The organism is Methylobacterium segetis (assembly GCF_004348265.1).
In the GTDB taxonomy this organism is placed as follows: domain Bacteria; phylum Pseudomonadota; class Alphaproteobacteria; order Rhizobiales; family Beijerinckiaceae; genus Methylobacterium; species Methylobacterium segetis.
Map to the genome: position 1 here is coordinate 20,847 of NZ_SMNT01000058.1, position 16,434 is coordinate 37,280.

A 16,434-nucleotide genomic window follows, 5' to 3' on the forward strand; every position below is an offset into this window, starting at 1 on the left:
GCGAGGCCGGCCGAGCCCGGCGGCGGCTCAGGGAATCAGGCGCGTGACGTGGCCCATCTTGCGGCCCGGCCGCGCCTCGCCCTTGCCGTAGAGGTGCAGGTGGGCGCCGGGGCGGGCGAGGATCTCGGCCCAGCCATCGGCCTCCGCGCCGATCAGGTTGTGCATCTCGACCGCCATGCCGCCGGTGCGCGACGCATCGCCGAGCGGCCAGCCGCAGACGGCGCGCACGTGCTGGGCGAATTGCGAGGTGAGCGCCCCCTCGATCGTCCAGTGGCCGGAATTGTGGACCCGCGGCGCGATCTCGTTGACGACGACCCGCTCCGAGCCGCCCTCCCGCACGAGGAACATCTCGACCGCGAGCACGCCGACATAGTCGAGCGCCTCGGCGATGCGCCGCGCGATGTCGATCGCGCTCCGCGCCGTCTCCGGCGCGACGCCGGTCGCGGGCACGCGGGTGACCGCGAGGATGTGGTCGCGGTGCTCGTTCTCGCAGAGGTCGAAGGCTGCAAAGGACCCGTCCGACGAGCGGGCGGCAACCACCGAGACCTCCCGCTCGAAGGGCACGAAACCCTCGAGGATCAGGGGCGCGCCGCCGAACTCCGCCATGATCGACGAGCGGTCGACGGGTCCCTCCGCGCGGATCATGCGCTGGCCCTTGCCGTCGTAGCCGAAGCGGCGGGTCTTCAGCACGGCCGGCCGGCCGATGGCGGCGATGGCCCGGTCGAGGTCGTCGCCGCTGTCGACGGCGCGGAACGGGGCGGTCGGGATGCCGAGGTCGTTGATGAAGGTCTTCTCGGCGAGCCGGTCCTGCGTGGTCGCCAGGGCATGCGCGCTCGGGTGGAGCGGCGCGCCGGCGGCCAGGATCTCGGCGGTCTCGCGGGGGATGTTCTCGAATTCGTAGGTGACGGCGTCGACGCTCTCCGCGAAGGCCTTCAGCGCCGCCGCGTCGTCGTAGGCCGCTATCGTGCGCGCCGCGGCGACGTCGAAGGCGGGGCTGTCGGCATCGGGCGCGAAGACGTGCACGATGAGCCCGTAATTCGCGGCGGCCAGCGCGATCATGCGGCCGAGTTGCCCGCCCCCGACGATGCCGAGGGTCGAACCGGGTGTCAGGATAGGCGAGGTCACAGGTTGATCTCTGTCTCCGGCCGCTCCGCCACGGCCTCGCTCTGCGCCTGCCGCCACGCCTCCAGGCGCGCGGCGAGGCCCTCATCCGTCAGGGCCAGCACCGCGGCAGCGAGGAGGGCGGCGTTGACGGCGCCCGCCCGGCCGATCGCCAGCGTCCCGACCGGGATGCCGGCGGGCATCTGGACGATCGAGAGCAGGCTGTCCTGGCCCGAGAGCGCCTTCGACTCCACCGGCACGCCGAAGACGGGCAGGCTCGTGAGCGCCGCCGCCATGCCGGGCAGGTGGGCGGCCCCGCCCGCACCCGCGATCACCACCTTGTGGCCCGCGGCCCTGGCGCCCTTGGCGAAGGCGTAGAGCCGGTCCGGCGTGCGATGGGCCGAGACGATGCGGGTGTCGTGGAGAACGCCGAGGGCGTCGAGTGTTTCGGCCGCGTGCCGCATGGTCGCCCAGTCGGACTGGCTCCCCATGATGATCGCGACCGGAGGCGCTGCCGCCATCGTCGTCCCGTCCGTGCTGCGAGAGGGCGCCGCCGGCCCGCGGGCGGGCGTTCAGGCGCGATCCCGCCGAATACAGGGGCGCCGCCGGCCGGGCAAGCGCAGGGCGGCGATCGAGGCGGGACAGCGCTCAGGCGATGATGTCGGGGGTGATCTGGTCTTCGAGGTAGGAGATGCGGTCCCGGAGCGTGAGCTTGCGCTTCTTCAGCCTCTGGATCTGGAGCTGGTCGCCGGCCACGTTCCGCTCAAGCGCGTCGATGGCACTGTCGAGGTCGCGGTGCTCCTCCTTGAGCCGCGACAGCTCACCCACGAGATCGACCTGCCCATCCTCGACCAACTCAACAGACATCGTCGCTTGCAATTCCCGGGATGCGCTCGCCACGAGACCATGCGTCACGGCCGAGCTTGCGGCAAGGGGCGGCGCGATGCGCCTGTCCCGAAGCCTCGAGCAGCCTCTCAAGTCCGGCCGGCGAGCGCAAGGTTTCGTGAGGCACGCCGGCCCGAATCGCTTCGACAGCCGGCTCATCCTGTGTCAGTCTACCCGAGTCGGAACGATGACAGGAGACACGACTCATGTCGCTGCAGACGCATCTGAGCCAGCTCACCCGGAAGCACGAAGCCCTCGAGCGTGAGATTCAGGAAGCGATCCTCAGTCCCTCCGAGGACGATCTGCACATTGCCGAACTCAAGCGACGCAAGCTCCACCTCAAGGACGAGATCAACCGCCTCCAGGCCGCATCGGACGAAACGCTGCACTGACCCCGTCCAGCCCCAGATTTTTCCGTTCTGAGTTCGTGGCCGCCGCGCTGGGTCGACAGCGCGGCGGTTTTGTTTCCGGTGCCCGCGCCGACAGGGCCAACGGCTCTGCTATGATCCCCAGGCACGTCAGCCCGGCGCACGGCCGCGAGCGGGCGCCCGAGGACACAGCATGAGCGCCACGCCAGCCACGCCCCTGCCCGGACGCTACGGAGAGGTCTACGCCGCGTCCCTCGCCGATCCCGAGACCTTCTGGCTGGCCGCGGCCCGCGCCATCGCGTGGGAGACCGCGCCGGCCCGCGCCTTCGACGCCGAGGCGGGCACGTACGGCCGCTGGTTTCCGGATGCGCGCCTCAACGCCTGTCACAACGCGGTCGATCGGCACGTCGCCGCCGGCCGCGGCAGCCAAGCCGCCATCATCCACGAGTCCCCCGTCACCGGCACGAAGCGGCGGATCACCTATGCCGAGCTGCTGGACGAGGTCTCCGCCCTCGCCGCCGTTCTGTCCGACCTCGGGGTGGGGAAGGGCGACCGGGTCGTCCTCTACATGCCGATGGTGCCCGAGGCCCTCGTCGGCATGTTCGCCTGCGCGCGCCTCGGGGCGGTCCACTCGGTGGTCTTCGGGGGCTTCGCGGCGAACGAGCTCGCCGTCCGGATCGAGGATGCGAGCCCGAAGGTGGTGCTCGCCGCCTCCTGCGGCATCGAGCCGAGCCGGGTCGTCGCCTACAAGCCGCTCCTCGACGCGGCGATCGAGGCCTCGCGCCACAAGCCCGATGCCTGCCTGATCCTGCAGCGCCCGCAATGCGAGGCCGCGCTCGTCGCGGGCCGGGACCGGGACTGGGCCGAGACGGTGCGGGCCGCGAAGGCGGCGGGGCGGCGGGCGCCCTGCGTCACGGTCGCGGCGACCGACCCGCTCTACATCCTCTACACGTCCGGCACGACGGGAAAGCCGAAGGGCGTGGTGCGCGACACCGGCGGCTACCTCGTGGCGCTCGCGTGGTCGATGGCGAACCTCTACGACGTGGCCCCGGGCGAGGTCTATTTCTGCGCCTCCGACATCGGCTGGGTCGTCGGCCATTCCTACATCGTCTACGCGCCCCTCGTGCACGGCTGCACCACGGTGCTCTACGAGGGCAAGCCGGTGGGCACGCCCGATGCCGGCGCCTTCTGGCGCGTCGCCTCCGAGCACGGCGTCGCCTGCCTCTTCACGGCACCGACGGCCCTGCGCGCGATCAAGAAGGAGGATCCGCGCGGCGAGCGGGTCGCCGGCTACGATCTCTCGCGCTTCCGCAGCCTGTTCCTCGCGGGCGAGCGGGCGGACCCGGATTCCGTCGCCTGGGCCGAGCGGACGCTGGAGCGGCCCGTCATCGACCATTGGTGGCAGACGGAAACGGGCTGGGCGATCGCCGGCAATCCGGTCGGGCTCGGTCAGCTGCCGGTCAAGCACGGGAGCGCCTGCGTGCCGATGCCGGGCTACGCCGTGCAGGTGCTCGACGAGGGCGGGAGGCCGGTCGGCCCCGACACGATGGGCACGATCGCGATCCGCCTGCCGCTGCCGCCCGGTTGCCTGCCGACGCTGTGGGGCTCGGAGGAGCGCATGCGCCGGAGCTACCTCACCACCTTCCCGGGCTATTACGACACCTCCGACGCAGGGCTCCTCGACGCGGACGGCTACGTGACCGTGCTCGGGCGGACCGACGACATCATCAACGTGGCCGGCCACCGGCTCTCGACGGGCGGCATGGAGGCGGTGCTCGCCTCCCACCCGGACGTCGCCGAATGCGCCGTGATCGGCATCCGCGACGACCTCAAGGGCGAGGCGCCCTGCGGCTTCGTGGTGCTCAAGGCGCAGGTGGAGCGCGACCCGGCCGAGATCGAGCGCGAGCTCGTGGCCCTGGTGCGGGAGCGGATCGGCCCCGTGGCGGCCTTCAAGCTGGCCCTGACCGTACCGCGCCTGCCGAAGACCCGCTCCGGCAAGATCCTGCGGGGCACCATGAAGCGCATCGCCGACGATGAGCCCTGGACCATGCCGCCGACGATCGACGATGCCGGCGCCCTCGACGAGATCGGCGAGAGTCTGCGCGCGCGGGGCATCGGCGGCTGACCGAAGGCTGGCCAATCGGGATCTTTGCGCCACATGGCCCCCACTCGATGGCCCCCACCCGGCCCCGGAGACCCGCATGACCGCGCGCCTGTTCGACCCCCTGCAGCTCGACGAGCTGACGCTTGAGAACCGCATCCTGATCGCGCCGATGTGCCAGTACTCGGCCCGGGCCGGCGAGGCCACGGACTGGCACATGATGCATCTCGGGCAGCTCGCCATGTCGGGGGCGGGCCTGCTGACGCTGGAGGCGACTGCCATCTCGCCCGAGGCCCGCATCACGGCCTGGGACCTCGGCCTCTACGACGACGGCACCGAGCGGGCGCTGGCGCGGGTCCTCGGCGCCGTGCGGGACTACGCCCCCGGTCCCGTCTGCATCCAGATCGCCCATGCCGGCCGCAAGGCGTCGAGCGAGGCGCCCTGGATGGGGGGCTCGCAGATCCCGCCCGAATCCCCCCACGGCTGGCGCACCGTGGCCCCCTCGGCGATCCCGCACGGGGAGGAGGAGGTGCCCCCGCACGCCCTCGATGCCGCGGACCTGCGCCGCATCCTGTGCGACTTCGTGGCGACGGCACGCCGGGCCATGCGCCTCGGCATCGACGCCGTGGAGCTGCACGGGGCGCACGGCTACCTGCTGCATCAATTCCTGTCGCCGCTCTCGAACGAGCGGACCGACCAGTACGGCGGCAGCCTCGCCAACCGGATGCGCTTCCCGCTGGAGGTGTTCGAGGCGGTGCGCGAGGTCGTGCCCTCGGGCAAGCCCGTCTGGATGCGGGTCTCGGCCACCGACTGGGTGGAGGAGGGGTGGGACCTCGACGAGACCGTCGAGCTCGCCCAGGCCCTGAAGGAGCGGGGCGCCGCCGCCATCCACGTCTCCACGGGCGGCCTGTCGACCCGGCAGGCGATCCGCCTCGGGCCGGGCTACCAAGTGCCTCACGCCGAGCGGATCAAGGCGGCGACGGGGCTGCCGACGATCGCCGTCGGGCTCATCACCACGCCGGCCCAGGCCGAGGCGATCCTGCAGGAGGGCCGGGCCGACGCGGTCTCGCTGGCCCGCGCCATGCTCTACGACCCGCGCTGGCCCTGGCACGCGGCGGCCGAGCTCGGCGCCCAAGTGCGGGCCCCGAAGCAGTACTGGCGCTCTCAGCCGCGCGAGTTCAAGGACCTGTTCAAGGACACGAAATTCGGCCAGCGCTGAGGCCGCGAGCGGGGGCGGATACCGTCTCCCGCAGGGCGGGCGCGTGCGTGGGAATGCCGCGTGGGAAGACCCGGTGGGACGGCCACTGCCCGGGCGGCGCTCACACGACCCGCAGCGGCTTCTCCAGCACGGAGAGCACCCGCGCGAGGTCGGTGCCGCGCTTCATCACGCGGCCGCTCGCCGCCACCACCGCGTAGGCGCCCTGGCGGCGCGCGAGTTTCGGGTCCTTCTCGACCCGGTAGAGCGGCATCTCGGAGGCGCGGCGATAGATCGAGAAGACGGCCTTGTCGCGGCGGAAGTCGAGGGCGTAATCCCGCCACTCGCCTTCGGAGACCATGCGCCCGTACAGGTTGAACAGGACGCGCAGCTCCTCCCGGTTGAACGCGATCTGCGGTGCGGTCGAGGGGGCGGGGAAGGGGACCACGTGGGCGGTGGTGGCGGCTGCAATGTCGTTCGGTCGTGGCTCGGCGCTCGTCCGCTCGCTCATCGTCGCTCCGTTCTCGGGCCGGTTCGGTTAGCCGGATGATGGGCCGCCGCGCTGCGGCCCGCAAGGGCGGGGCGCGTTGCCCGGAAGCCACGCCCGAGAAACAAAGCATCACGATTTCGCCGCTTTCGCGCCTTTCGCGGGCCTTGTTGCAAGGAGACAACGGTGGGTGAACCTCGTCGGGTCGTGCCCGGTGCGGCGCCCGAAACCCGAGCTCCCCAGCCCTCGGTCGCCGCCTCCGGACTCCACGCCCGACACTCCAGAGGTTTCGAGACCCAAGGACTTCAGGCCGCCGCCCCGGCGGCCTTTTTTCTGCGCTTCGTCCCGGAACAGGCTAGGGAGACCGCTCGCGGACCTCCGCGGCGCGGAACCTGTGACCTGACCGACGTGCCCGCCTTCGACGCATCCTTCCGTGAGACGCTCGCCGAGCTGTTCGCCTGGCGCCGCGACGTGCGCCGCTTCCGGCCCGAGCCGATCGCGGAGTCGGATCTGCGCGCCTGCCTCGATCTCGCGCATCGCAGCCCGTCCGTCGGCAACAGCCAGCCCTGGCGGTTCGTGCGCGTCTCCGACGCTGCGCGGCGGGCGGCGGTCGTCGCGAGCTTCGAGCGCTGCAACAGGGCCGCGGCAAGCGCCTATGCCGACGAGCGGGCCGCCCTCTACCGGACGCTCAAGCTCGCGGGCCTGCGCGAGGCCCCGGTGCACCTCGCCGTGTTCTGCGACGAGGCGACCGGGACCGGGCACGGCCTCGGCCGGGCGACGATGCCCGAGATGCTGCGCTACTCCGTGGTGGGCGCGGTTCAGGGCTTCTGGCTCGCGGCGCGCTCGTTCGGGATCGGGGTCGGCTGGGTCTCGATCCTCGACCCGGATTGCGTCAGCCGCAGCCTCGACGTGCCGACGAGCTGGCACCTCGTCGCCTATCTGTGCGTGGGATACCCGGTCGAGGAGCATCTCGACCCGGAACTCGTCCGCCACGGCTGGCAGGGACCCGACCTCGAGGCCTGCTGCCTGTTCGAGCGCTGAGCGCTATCCTGAACGCCGCCTTTCCCGAAAGGCTCGGGATCGACGCATCCGGGAGGGGCCGTCTTCACCCAGCGAATCAATTCGTCTGCACAAGCTCGACAAAAGCGCAAGCGTCAACCGGAACGGAGGGGTCGGGCGCCGAATTATCGTCCTGCGTATGGTCACGCTTGCGAGGACGGAAGGCGATGTTCGGGAAGTCGGTATGGCGCGGGGCGGCCTTCGGCACGCTGGCGGCGGCAATGGCGGGCGGCGCGATGCCGACGCAGGCGCGGGAGGTGGTGCCCTACGGCGACCCGATCGTCGCGCCGGGCTCCGTCGTGATCAGCATCTCTCAGCGGCGCCTGTACCTCATCAACGGGGACGGCACGGCGATCCGCTACCCCGTGGCGGTGGGTCGGCCCGGCAAGCAATGGGTCGGCGCCACGCAGATCGACGGCAAGTACGTCGCGCCGGCCTGGTCGCCGCCGGCGGAGGTGAAGCGCGACAACCCGCGCCTGCCGAACCTGATCGCCGGCGGATCGCCGAGCAACCCGATGGGGGCCGCGGCCATGACGCTCGCGGGCGGGCAATACGCCATCCACGGCACGAACCGCCCGAGCTCCGTCGGCACCTTCGCCTCCTATGGCTGCGTGCGGATGTACAACCAGGACGTGGTCGATCTCTACGGCCGGGTGAATATCGGCACGCAGGTCTACATGACACGCTGAGCCGGTGCGTCAGGCGACGCTCAGCCCGCGGGCGGAGCCGTCGCCTCCACGGCCGTGAAGGGTTCGAGGATCCGGTAGGTGTGCTCGACGCCGGCCGGAACGACCCAGGAATCGCCCGCCTCCAGGCCGATCGTCTCGCCCTTCAGGACGAGTTCGGCGCGCCCGGAGATGACGAAGCCGACCGTCTCGTAGGGCCGGCTGCCCGCGGGCTTGTCGTCGGTCGGCGGCTCGTCGCGCCACATCCGCATGGACAGGCGCTCGCCCCGGGCGAGGCTGACCTCGCCGTGCTCGCCCTTCGCCGCGTCCCGGCTCGATACCTTCGTCGCCATCGCCCGCCTCCCGTGCTCGATCGCGTGCGCGCGCACGCAACGAGGAGCCAACGGCGGCTCCGCCGGCGGCGTTCCCGGTCCGCCCCCGCTCAGAAGTCGACGGCGATCCCCTTCACCTCCCAATCCTCGTAGCGCACGGGCTCCAATCCGCCGCGCCCCTGCCTCTCGCGCTGCGCCGCGATCCCGGCAGCGCGCGCGTCGACGGCGGCGCGGCGCTCCGCGGCCTCCGCGAGGGCGCGCTCGGCCGCAGGCGTCAGGGGGCGGCGGGCTTGCGTCTCCGCAGTCGCCTCGGGTTCGGAGCGGTTCGAAGGGTCGCGGCTGTTTGGCTCTTGCATCGCGTCGGCTCTGGTGGAAGGGCGTGGCGGGCGGGCCGGACGGCCCGGCCTGGGATGACGGGAAGTTAGGTTTCATGGCGACACGCCGCAACGCGCCGGACGCGGCGGAGACGGGCGGGGCGGTTCCGGGGCTCGCCGCGCGACGGGTCGCGCAGGCCGCGGTGGCCGACCTCCTGGGCAAGGGCCGCGCGCAGGCGCTGGAGGACGTGCTCGCGCAGGGGGCGCGGTCCGCGGGCCTCGACGCGGCCGACGCCGGGCTCGCCCGCGCCATCGCGACGGCGACCTTCCGCCGCCTCGGCCTCCTCGAGCGGGCGCTCGCCGCGCGCATGGCGCAGGGCCTGCCGCGCAACGACCCCCGCCTCGTCGCCCTCCTGGCCACCGGCGCGGCGCAGATCCTCGACCTCAACGTCCCCGACCACGCCGCGGTCGATCTCTCCGTGCGCCTCGCCAAGGCGGAGAGCGGCCTGCAGCATCTCGGCGGGCTCGTGAACGCCGTGCTGCGGCGGATCGTGCGCGAGCGCGCCGCGATCCTCGCCGAGCCGGTCGAACCGCTGGCGGACAACACGCCGGACTGGCTCGCCCGGCGCTGGCGGGCGACCTACGGGGACGAGCAGGCCGCCCGCATCGCCGCGGCGCATCTGCGGGGCGCGGCGGTGGACCTCACCGTGCGCGGCGATCCCGCATCCTGGGCCGAGCGCCTCGGGGCGATCGTCCTGCCGACCGGCTCGCTGCGGTTGCGCGACGTGCGCGTGCCGGTGGCGGACCTGCCCGGCTACGAGGAAGGCGCCTGGTGGGTGCAGGACGCGGCCGCCGCCATCCCCGCGCGCCTCGTCGGCGCGGCTCCCGGCGAGGCGGTGGCGGATCTCTGCGCGGCACCGGGCGGCAAGACGGCGCAGCTCGCATCCGCCGGCGCCCGCGTCACCGCGGTCGACCGCTCGCCCGCACGCCTCGAGCGCCTGCATCGGAACCTCGCCCGGCTCGGGCTCGAGGCGGAGGTGGTGGCCTCCGACGCCCTCGCATGGCCCGAGGAGGCCCGCTTCGACGCGGTGCTCCTCGACGCGCCCTGCTCGGCGACCGGAACCATCCGCCGCCATCCCGACGTGGCCTGGACGAAGGGCGAGCCCGACCTCGCGCGGCTGACCGCCCTGCAAACGCGCCTGCTCGACAAGGCGGCCACCCTCGTCCGGCCGGGCGGCCGGCTCGTCTACTGCACCTGCTCCCTGGAGGCGGAGGAGGGGGAGGCGCAGGTTGCCGCCTTCCTCGCCCGGCATCCGGCCTACGAGCGGGTGCCCGTTCGGGCGGAGGAGGTGGGCGGATGTCCCGAGCTGATCGACGGGCAGGGCGACCTGCGCACCCTGCCGGCGCATCTCGGCGGAGGCTCGCCCGAAGGTCTGGGCGGGATGGACGGGTTCTTCGCGAGCCGGCTGCGCCGCACCGCCTGAGGGCCAGCCGCAGGGTCGAGCGCACCGGATTCCGGCTCGGTCGGAGGCGAGGCGGTGTCGAAGAGGGTCAGAGCAGGCCGAGCTGCCCGCTCGGACCGCTCGGCCCGCCGCGAGCGGCGGTCGCCCCGACGATCACGCCGGCTCCGGATACGGAGGCCTTGAACGCCGCGATGTCGGCATAGGCCTGGACCTGCGTCCGGAAGCGGACGGGCGAGCACAGGACGGCGCCGGACCGATCGTCGATCAGGGTCCAGTACCAGAGGCCGCTCGCATCCTCGGTGATGTCGAAACGCATCGCAGGAAACCCACGCGGGGGATGCGAGCAGCCATATCGCGGAATGCCCTCCGAGGGGTAAAAATCACGGGCCCAGCGGGAGTTAGCCGGCATCAAGAGCCCGATTCGCCATCGTTGTCCCCGCAATCACCGCACTTCACATGACGCAACGGACGAGAAAATGCCGGGGCGATCGGCCACGGGGGCGGAGATCGCGCGGGTTGCAACCTTGGAAGCGATGAGAAGTTGAAAGCCTTCGTGCCGGACATTCGCCGGCAAGGAGATTTCATGAACAAGTCCATCGTCTTCGGCGCTCTCGCGCTCGGCCTCGCCACGCCGGCGCTCGCTCAGGATCGCGCGGTCGCGCCCAATCCGTCACCCTCGGGAACCGTCATCCAGGGCCAGTCCAACACGACGGGCAACAGCCGCGACGTGATCATCGCGCCGGGCGCGACGGGAGCCGAGACCATCACCACGAATTCGGCCGCCGGGGGCAATGCGGGGCAGCCCTCCCGGGCGGTGCCCCAGGGCAGCGCCGGCAGCAGCGGGGGCACGAGCGGCGGCCAGTAGCGCTCCCGCCTCTTCCGACTGCGCGGGCGGCCCGGGATTCTTCCCGGGCCGCTCCGGAGCGCGTCTCCAGGGACAGCCTCACGCCTCGATCGCGTCGAGATCGCGCAGGCCGGCCCAGAGTTTCCACTGCTCCCAGGCCTCCGCGAGGCAGGCCGCCGCCTCCTCCCGCGAGCCGGCGACGCCGCCGCGGCGAAAGGGCAGGGCGCCGATGTCGAGGCTCATCCCCCAGCCCCATTGCTCGGCCGCGGGCGCGGCGCTGATGCAGTCGATCCGACCGACGATGAGGGCGCCGCTCGTGGCGAAATAGGTCTCCCGGGGATGGTCCTGCAGCCGGGTATAGACGAGTGCCGCCATGCTGATCCCGATGCCGATGCCGATCCCGATTCCCGCGTGGATCGGGCCCGAGGGGTCCGGCGCGGCAAACAAGCGCCCCATGACATAGCGTAAACGGACGGTTAAGAGGCCGGTTCTAGCTTCATCCGTCAGAGAGACCGGCCGGGCGCATCGCGCGCTTCGCCGCCCGGTGAGGAGAACGCGTGCTCGGGGGGCCTGATCGCTGGCGCTTCTATCGGCTCGTCGGGCGCGAGGCCGCGCGTTCGGTGCGCGCCGCCTCGGCGCGCCTGACCGCGCCGCCGGACATCCTCGCCCGGGTCCGTGTGACGGGCCTCATCATCGCGCCCCACGACCTGCGCACCAGCGACGCCACCTTCGCCGACGACATCTATGCCGGCCTGTTCGTGTTCGCGGGCCGGTCGCTCGCCGTCAGCGGCGGCTCGCCCTTCGACTACACGCCGCCCTCGCCGGAATGGGCGGAGGTGCTCTACGGGTTCGGCTGGCTCAGGCACCTGCGCGCCGCCGACACGGCCCTCGCGCGCGCCAACGCCCGCGCCTTCGTCGCGGATTTCATGGCGGGACGCGGCGATCCGGCGCTCGCCCGCCCGACGCCGGTGGCGGCGCGCCGGCTGATCGCGTTCCTCAGCCAGTCGCCCCTGGTGCTCGAGGGCGCCGACCGGGCCTTCTACCAGAATTTCCTGCGCACGCTCGCCCGGAGCGCCCGTGAGCTCGAGCGGGACCTGCGCCGGGGCGTGCCGCCCTCCTGGCGGCTGCTCGCCGCGGTCGCGCTCTGCTACGCCGGCCTATGCTGCGACGGAATCCAGCCGATCCTGAAGCGGGCGACGCGGATCCTCTCGCGCGAGCTCGACCGCCAGATCATGACCGATGGCGGCCACCGCTCCCGTGATCCGCGCTTCGCGATGGAACTGCTTCTCGACCTGCTGCCGCTGAGGCAGAGCTACCTCAGCCGCAGCGTCGATCCTCCGGAGGCCCTCCTGAGGGCGATCGACCGGATGCTGCCGCTGCTGCGCCTCCTGCGCCACGCGGACGCCTCGCTGAGCCACTTCAACGGCATGGGCGCGACGGCCGCCGACCATCTGGCCACGCTGCTGGTCTACGACGGCACCCTGGCGCAGCCGCTGATGCACGCGCCGCATTCCGGCTACGAGCGCCTCGAGGGCGGCCGCATCGTCGTGGTGGCCGATGTCGGCAAGCCTCCGCCGCTTCCCTTCTCGCGCAACGCCTGTGCCGGCACCTTGTCCTTCGAGATGTCGAGCGGCCCGCAGCGCATCGTCGTCAATTGCGGCATGCCCGAGAGCGGGACCGAACTCCGGCGCCTCGCCCGCAGCACGCCCGCCCATTCCACCGCCTCGGTCTCCGGCGCCTCGTCGAGCCACGTTCTGGCCGGAACCGGCTTCTGGGGCGAGCGCGCCGCCGCCGAGTGGGTCTGCCACCGCCTCGGCCCGATCCTGCTGCACGGCCCCTCCGAGGTGAAGTCGGAGCGCTTCACGGACGGGCCGGCCGAGGTGCTCGCCGCCCGCCACGACGGGTACGTGCGCGATCACGGCATCGTGCACGAGCGGCGCTGGCGCCTGCTGGCCGCGGAGGGCCGCCTGGAGGGGGAGGACGCCTTCCTGCGCGCCGGGGCGAGGCACCGCCCGCAGGAGGTCGCGATCCGCTTCCACCTGCACCCGTCCATTCTCGTGGGGCCGGGCCCGGACGGCGGGCTCTCGCTCGGCCTGCCCCTCGGCGAGGTCTGGGATTTCCGGGCCGAGGGCGCCGCGATCGCGATCGAGGAGAGCGTCTACTTCGCGGGTCTCTCGGGTGCGCGCCGCACCGACCAGATCGCCCTCCATCTCGAGGTTGCCGATGGCGCGCGCGTGGCCTGGTCCTTCACCCGCCGCGGGCTCGACCCTGCCGCGTGAGGGGCGCGCTGGCCCGCCCGACCGGATTCATGCTACCGGCGCCGCGACGCCGCCCGACTGCCTGTACGAGTTTCCGATGTCGCATGACCAAGTGCGGATCACCCGCGCGCTCCTCTCCGTCTCCGACAAGACGGGCCTCGTCGAGTTCGCCCGCGCCCTCGGCGCGCGCGGCGTCGATCTCGTCTCCACCGGCGGCACCCACCGCGCGCTGCGCGAGGCGGGCCTGCCCGTCACCGAGGTCGCCGACCTGACGGGCTTCCCCGAGATGATGGACGGGCGGGTGAAGACCCTGCACCCGGCGGTCCATGGCGGCCTGCTCGCCGTGCGCGACAACCCGGAGCATCAGGCGGCGCTCGCCGCCCACGGGATCGGCGCGATCGACCTCCTCGTCGTCAATCTCTACCCCTTCGAGGCGACGATCGCGGCGGGGCGCGCATACGACGATTGCGTCGAGAACATCGACGTGGGCGGCCCGGCCATGATCCGCGCGGCGGCGAAGAACCACGCCGACGTCGCCGTGGTCACCGACGTCTCGGATTATGCCGGCCTCCTCACGGAGCTTGAGGGGGGAGGGGGCGCGCTGAGTGCAGCCACGCGGCGCCGGCTCGCGCAGAAGGCCTTCGCCCGCACCGCCGCCTACGACGCGGCGATCGCCAACTGGCTGTCCGGTGAGATCGAGGCGGACGGGACCCCCGCCTTCCGCGCCTTCGGCGGCAGCCTCGCGCAGGGCCTGCGCTACGGCGAGAACCCGCACCAATCCGCGGCCTTCTACCGGGCTCCCGGGATCGTCCGGGCGGGCATCGCGAGTGCCCGCCAGCTCCAGGGCAAGGAACTCTCCTACAACAACTTCAACGACACGGACGCGGCCTACGAATGCGTCGCCGAGTTCGATCCGGCCCGCGCCGCGGCTGTCGCCATCATCAAGCACGCTAATCCCTGCGGGGTCGCGGAGGGGGCCAGCCTGCTGGAGGCCTACGAGCGGGCGCTCGCCTGCGACCCGACCTCGGCCTTCGGCGGCATCGTGGCGCTGAACCGCCCCCTCGACGCGGACGCCGCGCGCAGGATCGTCGAGATCTTCACGGAGGTGATCATCGCGCCCGACGCGTCGGAGGACGCGATCGCGATCGTCGCGGCCAAGAAGAACCTGCGCCTGCTCCTCGCCGGCGGCCTGCCGGACCCGCGGGCGCCCGGCGAGACCGTGCGCAGCCTCTCGGGCGGGCTGCTCGTCCAGGGCCGGGACAACGCCGTCGTGGACGACATGCCGCTCACCGTCGTGACGAAGCGGGCGCCGAGCGAGGCCGAATCCGCCGACCTGCGGTTCGCCTACCGGGTCGCCAAGCACGTCAAGTCGAACGCCATCGTCTACGCGAAGAGCGGCGCGACGGTCGGCATCGGCGCGGGGCAGATGTCGCGGGTGGATTCCTCGCGCATCGCCGCCTGGAAGGCCGCGGAAGCGGCCAGGAGCCTCGGCCTCGCCGAGAGCCTGGCCAAGGGCGCCGTGGTGGCGTCGGACGCCTTCTTCCCCTTCGCGGACGGCCTGCTCGCGGCGGCCGAGGCCGGCGCCACGGCGGTGATCCAGCCCGGCGGCTCGATGCGCGACGCGGAGGTGATCGCGGCCGCCGACGAGGCCGGGCTCGCCATGGTGTTCACGGGGCACCGGCACTTCCGGCACTGAGGGGCAGCCGCCCTCGCATCCCGGGGAAACGGCCCCGCCACGCTGCCGTGGCGGGGCCGCCTCCCGGCCGGTCAGAGGATGAAGCGGCTGAGATCCGCGTTCGCGGCGAGGCTCTCCACGCGATCGCGCACGTAGGCGGCGTCGATCGTGACCGTCTCGCCCGAGCGGTCGGTCGCCGTGAAGGAGATGTCGTCGATCACCCGCTCCAGCACCGTCTGGAGGCGGCGGGCGCCGATGTTCTCGACGGAGGAATTCACCTCCACCGCGACGCGGGCGAGCGCGTCGACCGCGTCCTCCGTGAAGGCGAGGGTGACGCCCTCCGTCTCCAGCAACGCCACCGTCTGCTTGAGCAGGCTCGCCTCGGTCGTGGTGAGGATCTGCTTGAAATCCTCGACCGTCAGGGGCGCGAGCTCCACCCGGATCGGCAGGCGGCCCTGCAACTCGGGCAGGAGGTCGGCGGGCTTCGAGACGTGGAAGGCGCCCGAGGCGATGAACAGGACGTGGTCGGTCCTCACCGGCCCGTGCTTGGTGGCGACCGTGGTGCCCTCGATCAGGGGGAGGAGGTCGCGCTGCACGCCCTCGCGGGAGACGTCGGCGCCCGAGCGCCCCTCGCGGGCGCAGATCTTGTCGATCTCGTCGAGGAAGACGATCCCGTTGTCCTCGACCTCGCGGACGGCCTCCTGGATCAGGGCGTCGTTGTCGACGAGCTTGTCGGATTCCTCGGCGAGCAGCGGTGCGTAGGCGTCGCGCACGGTGACGCGGCGCGGCTTGCCCTTCGCGCCGCCGAGCGCCTTGCCCAGCATGTCGCCGAGGTTGATCGCCCCCATCGAGGCGCCCGGCACGCCGGGGATGTCGAACATCGGCAGGCCGGCGGGCGGGCCGGAGGCGAGTTCGAGCTCGACCTCCTTGTCGTCGAGTTCGCTGTTGCGCAGCTTCTTGCGGAAGCTGTCGCGGGTCGCTTGGCTCGCGGTCGGGCCGACGAGGGCGTCGAGGATGCGGTTCTCGGCGGCCGCCTCCGCCTTGGCCTTGACCCCGCGGCGCTTCTCCTCGCGCCGCAGGCCGATGCCGACCTCGACGAGGTCGCGCACGATCTGCTCGACGTCGCGACCGACGTAGCCGACCTCGGTGAACTTGGTGGCCTCGACCTTGAGGAAGGGCGCGCCCGCGAGCCGGGCGAGGCGGCGGGCGATCTCGGTCTTGCCGCAGCCGGTCGGCCCGATCATCAGGATGTTCTTGGGCGCGACCTCGTCGCGCAGCGGGCCCTTCAGCTGCTGGCGCCGCCAGCGGTTGCGAAGGGCGATGGCGACCGCGCGCTTGGCATCGTGCTGGCCGACGATGAAGCGGTTGAGTTCGGAGACGATCTCGCGGGGGGAGAAGGTGGTCATCGGGCTCCTATCGGGTGCGGCAGACGGGCCGCGAGCGAGGGGGGAAGCGCGCGCAGCGTGAGGCGGCGCAGGTCCTTCCAGGCGATGCTCAGGGCCAGCACGAACAGCCCGAGCACGAGCAGGCTGTAGGGCAGGGCCCCGTTGGCGAAACCCGCCTCCCGGATCAGCGTCCCGAGCGCCACGCTCGCGTAGACGAGACCCGAGACGAGGATCGCCCGCCTGTCGGTGACGAGGGCGACGAGGGCGAGGACCCAAACGAGGGCGAGGACGAGGGAGGCCGT

The 16,434-nt window shown here is 72.4% G+C and carries 18 protein-coding genes and 1 pseudogene; 9 read left to right on the forward strand and 10 right to left on the reverse strand.

The genetic code is table 11. From position 1 onward, the window contains the following. Window positions 1-27: 27 nt before the first annotated feature. The 3 genes from E1J50_RS15795 to E1J50_RS15805 all read right to left on the reverse strand — a co-directional run bounded on the left by E1J50_RS15795 (window position 28) and on the right by E1J50_RS15805 (window position 1,968). Entirely contained in the window at window positions 28-1,125 is a 1,098-nt protein-coding gene (locus E1J50_RS15795) for a 5-(carboxyamino)imidazole ribonucleotide synthase (protein WP_132254799.1), read from the reverse strand. After that, entirely contained in the window at window positions 1,122-1,622 is a 501-nt protein-coding gene (gene purE / locus E1J50_RS15800) for a 5-(carboxyamino)imidazole ribonucleotide mutase (RefSeq protein WP_132254800.1), read from the reverse strand. Before purE ends, E1J50_RS15795 begins: the two co-directional genes overlap by 4 nt. 127 nt (window positions 1,623-1,749) lie before the next feature. Further along, the gene (locus tag E1J50_RS15805) at window positions 1,750-1,968 is read right to left on the reverse strand and encodes a YdcH family protein (RefSeq protein WP_132254801.1); all 219 of its coding nucleotides are present in this window, start codon (window positions 1,966-1,968) and stop codon (window positions 1,750-1,752) included. A gap of 224 nt (window positions 1,969-2,192) precedes the next feature. Between E1J50_RS15805 and E1J50_RS15810 the strand changes: the two genes are divergently transcribed. The 3 genes from E1J50_RS15810 to E1J50_RS15820 all read left to right on the forward strand — a co-directional run bounded on the left by E1J50_RS15810 (window position 2,193) and on the right by E1J50_RS15820 (window position 5,674). Next, a complete protein-coding gene (locus tag E1J50_RS15810; protein ID WP_132254802.1) occupies window positions 2,193-2,378 on the forward strand; it encodes a YdcH family protein in 186 nt (61 codons plus the stop codon). Window positions 2,379-2,547: 169 nt separating this feature from the next. Continuing rightward, entirely contained in the window at window positions 2,548-4,479 is a 1,932-nt protein-coding gene (locus E1J50_RS15815; protein WP_132254803.1) for a propionyl-CoA synthetase, read from the forward strand. Between the two features lie 76 nt (window positions 4,480-4,555). After that, window positions 4,556-5,674: an NADH:flavin oxidoreductase/NADH oxidase gene (locus E1J50_RS15820; protein ID WP_132254804.1), complete on the forward strand. Its 1,119-nt coding sequence runs from the start codon at window positions 4,556-4,558 to the stop codon at window positions 5,672-5,674. Window positions 5,675-5,774: 100 nt separating this feature from the next. Here the strand turns inward: E1J50_RS15820 and E1J50_RS15825 are convergent, their stop codons facing one another. Further along, window positions 5,775-6,161, reverse strand: coding sequence for a DUF2794 domain-containing protein (locus E1J50_RS15825; RefSeq protein ID WP_132254805.1), 387 nt, complete (start codon window positions 6,159-6,161; stop codon window positions 5,775-5,777). A 375-nt stretch (window positions 6,162-6,536) separates the two neighbouring features. Here E1J50_RS15825 and bluB point away from each other — a divergent pair, with 375 nt between their 5' ends. Both bluB and E1J50_RS15835 read left to right on the forward strand, forming a co-directional pair. Continuing rightward, complete coding sequence (gene bluB / locus E1J50_RS15830) at window positions 6,537-7,178, forward strand: 5,6-dimethylbenzimidazole synthase (protein WP_132254816.1); 642 nt, start codon at window positions 6,537-6,539, stop codon at window positions 7,176-7,178. Between the two features lie 239 nt (window positions 7,179-7,417). Then, a complete protein-coding gene (locus E1J50_RS15835; protein WP_245516600.1) occupies window positions 7,418-7,885 on the forward strand; it encodes a L,D-transpeptidase in 468 nt (155 codons plus the stop codon). Between the two features lie 20 nt (window positions 7,886-7,905). Here the strand turns inward: E1J50_RS15835 and E1J50_RS15840 are convergent, their stop codons facing one another. Both E1J50_RS15840 and E1J50_RS15845 read right to left on the reverse strand, forming a co-directional pair. After that, window positions 7,906-8,214 (reverse strand): cupin domain-containing protein, encoded by a 309-nt coding sequence (locus E1J50_RS15840; protein WP_132254807.1) that lies wholly within the window; start codon window positions 8,212-8,214, stop codon window positions 7,906-7,908. 89 nt (window positions 8,215-8,303) lie between these two features. Continuing rightward, entirely contained in the window at window positions 8,304-8,549 is a 246-nt protein-coding gene (locus E1J50_RS15845; RefSeq protein ID WP_132254808.1) for a DUF1674 domain-containing protein, read from the reverse strand. Window positions 8,550-8,623: 74 nt separating this feature from the next. Between E1J50_RS15845 and E1J50_RS15850 the strand changes: the two genes are divergently transcribed. Continuing rightward, window positions 8,624-9,991 (forward strand): RsmB/NOP family class I SAM-dependent RNA methyltransferase, encoded by a 1,368-nt coding sequence (locus E1J50_RS15850; RefSeq protein WP_132254809.1) that lies wholly within the window; start codon window positions 8,624-8,626, stop codon window positions 9,989-9,991. 67 nt (window positions 9,992-10,058) lie between these two features. Here E1J50_RS15850 and E1J50_RS15855 read toward each other — a convergent pair whose 3' ends face one another. Continuing rightward, window positions 10,059-10,286 (reverse strand): hypothetical protein, encoded by a 228-nt coding sequence (locus E1J50_RS15855; protein WP_132254810.1) that lies wholly within the window; start codon window positions 10,284-10,286, stop codon window positions 10,059-10,061. A 267-nt stretch (window positions 10,287-10,553) separates the two neighbouring features. Here E1J50_RS15855 and E1J50_RS15860 point away from each other — a divergent pair, with 267 nt between their 5' ends. Further along, complete coding sequence (locus tag E1J50_RS15860; RefSeq protein ID WP_132254811.1) at window positions 10,554-10,835, forward strand: hypothetical protein; 282 nt, start codon at window positions 10,554-10,556, stop codon at window positions 10,833-10,835. Window positions 10,836-10,913: 78 nt separating this feature from the next. Here E1J50_RS15860 and E1J50_RS15865 read toward each other — a convergent pair whose 3' ends face one another. Beyond that, window positions 10,914-11,270: a hypothetical protein gene (locus E1J50_RS15865; protein WP_132254812.1), complete on the reverse strand. Its 357-nt coding sequence runs from the start codon at window positions 11,268-11,270 to the stop codon at window positions 10,914-10,916. A gap of 101 nt (window positions 11,271-11,371) precedes the next feature. On the opposite strand from E1J50_RS15865, the gene E1J50_RS15870 reads away from it, so the two are divergent. Beyond that, window positions 11,372-13,093: a heparinase II/III family protein gene (locus E1J50_RS15870; protein ID WP_132254813.1), complete on the forward strand. Its 1,722-nt coding sequence runs from the start codon at window positions 11,372-11,374 to the stop codon at window positions 13,091-13,093. 76 nt (window positions 13,094-13,169) lie between these two features. Further along, a complete protein-coding gene (gene purH / locus E1J50_RS15875) occupies window positions 13,170-14,768 on the forward strand; it encodes a bifunctional phosphoribosylaminoimidazolecarboxamide formyltransferase/IMP cyclohydrolase (RefSeq protein WP_132254814.1) in 1,599 nt (532 codons plus the stop codon). 71 nt (window positions 14,769-14,839) lie between these two features. Here the strand turns inward: purH and hslU are convergent, their stop codons facing one another. Both hslU and E1J50_RS27355 read right to left on the reverse strand, forming a co-directional pair. Next, window positions 14,840-16,153 (reverse strand): ATP-dependent protease ATPase subunit HslU, encoded by a 1,314-nt coding sequence (hslU, locus tag E1J50_RS15880; RefSeq protein ID WP_132254815.1) that lies wholly within the window; start codon window positions 16,151-16,153, stop codon window positions 14,840-14,842. Beyond that, window positions 16,150-16,434 (reverse strand): annotated as a pseudogene (locus E1J50_RS27355) (hypothetical protein); the annotation flags it as partial. The pseudogene E1J50_RS27355 and the gene hslU, both read right to left, overlap by 4 nt.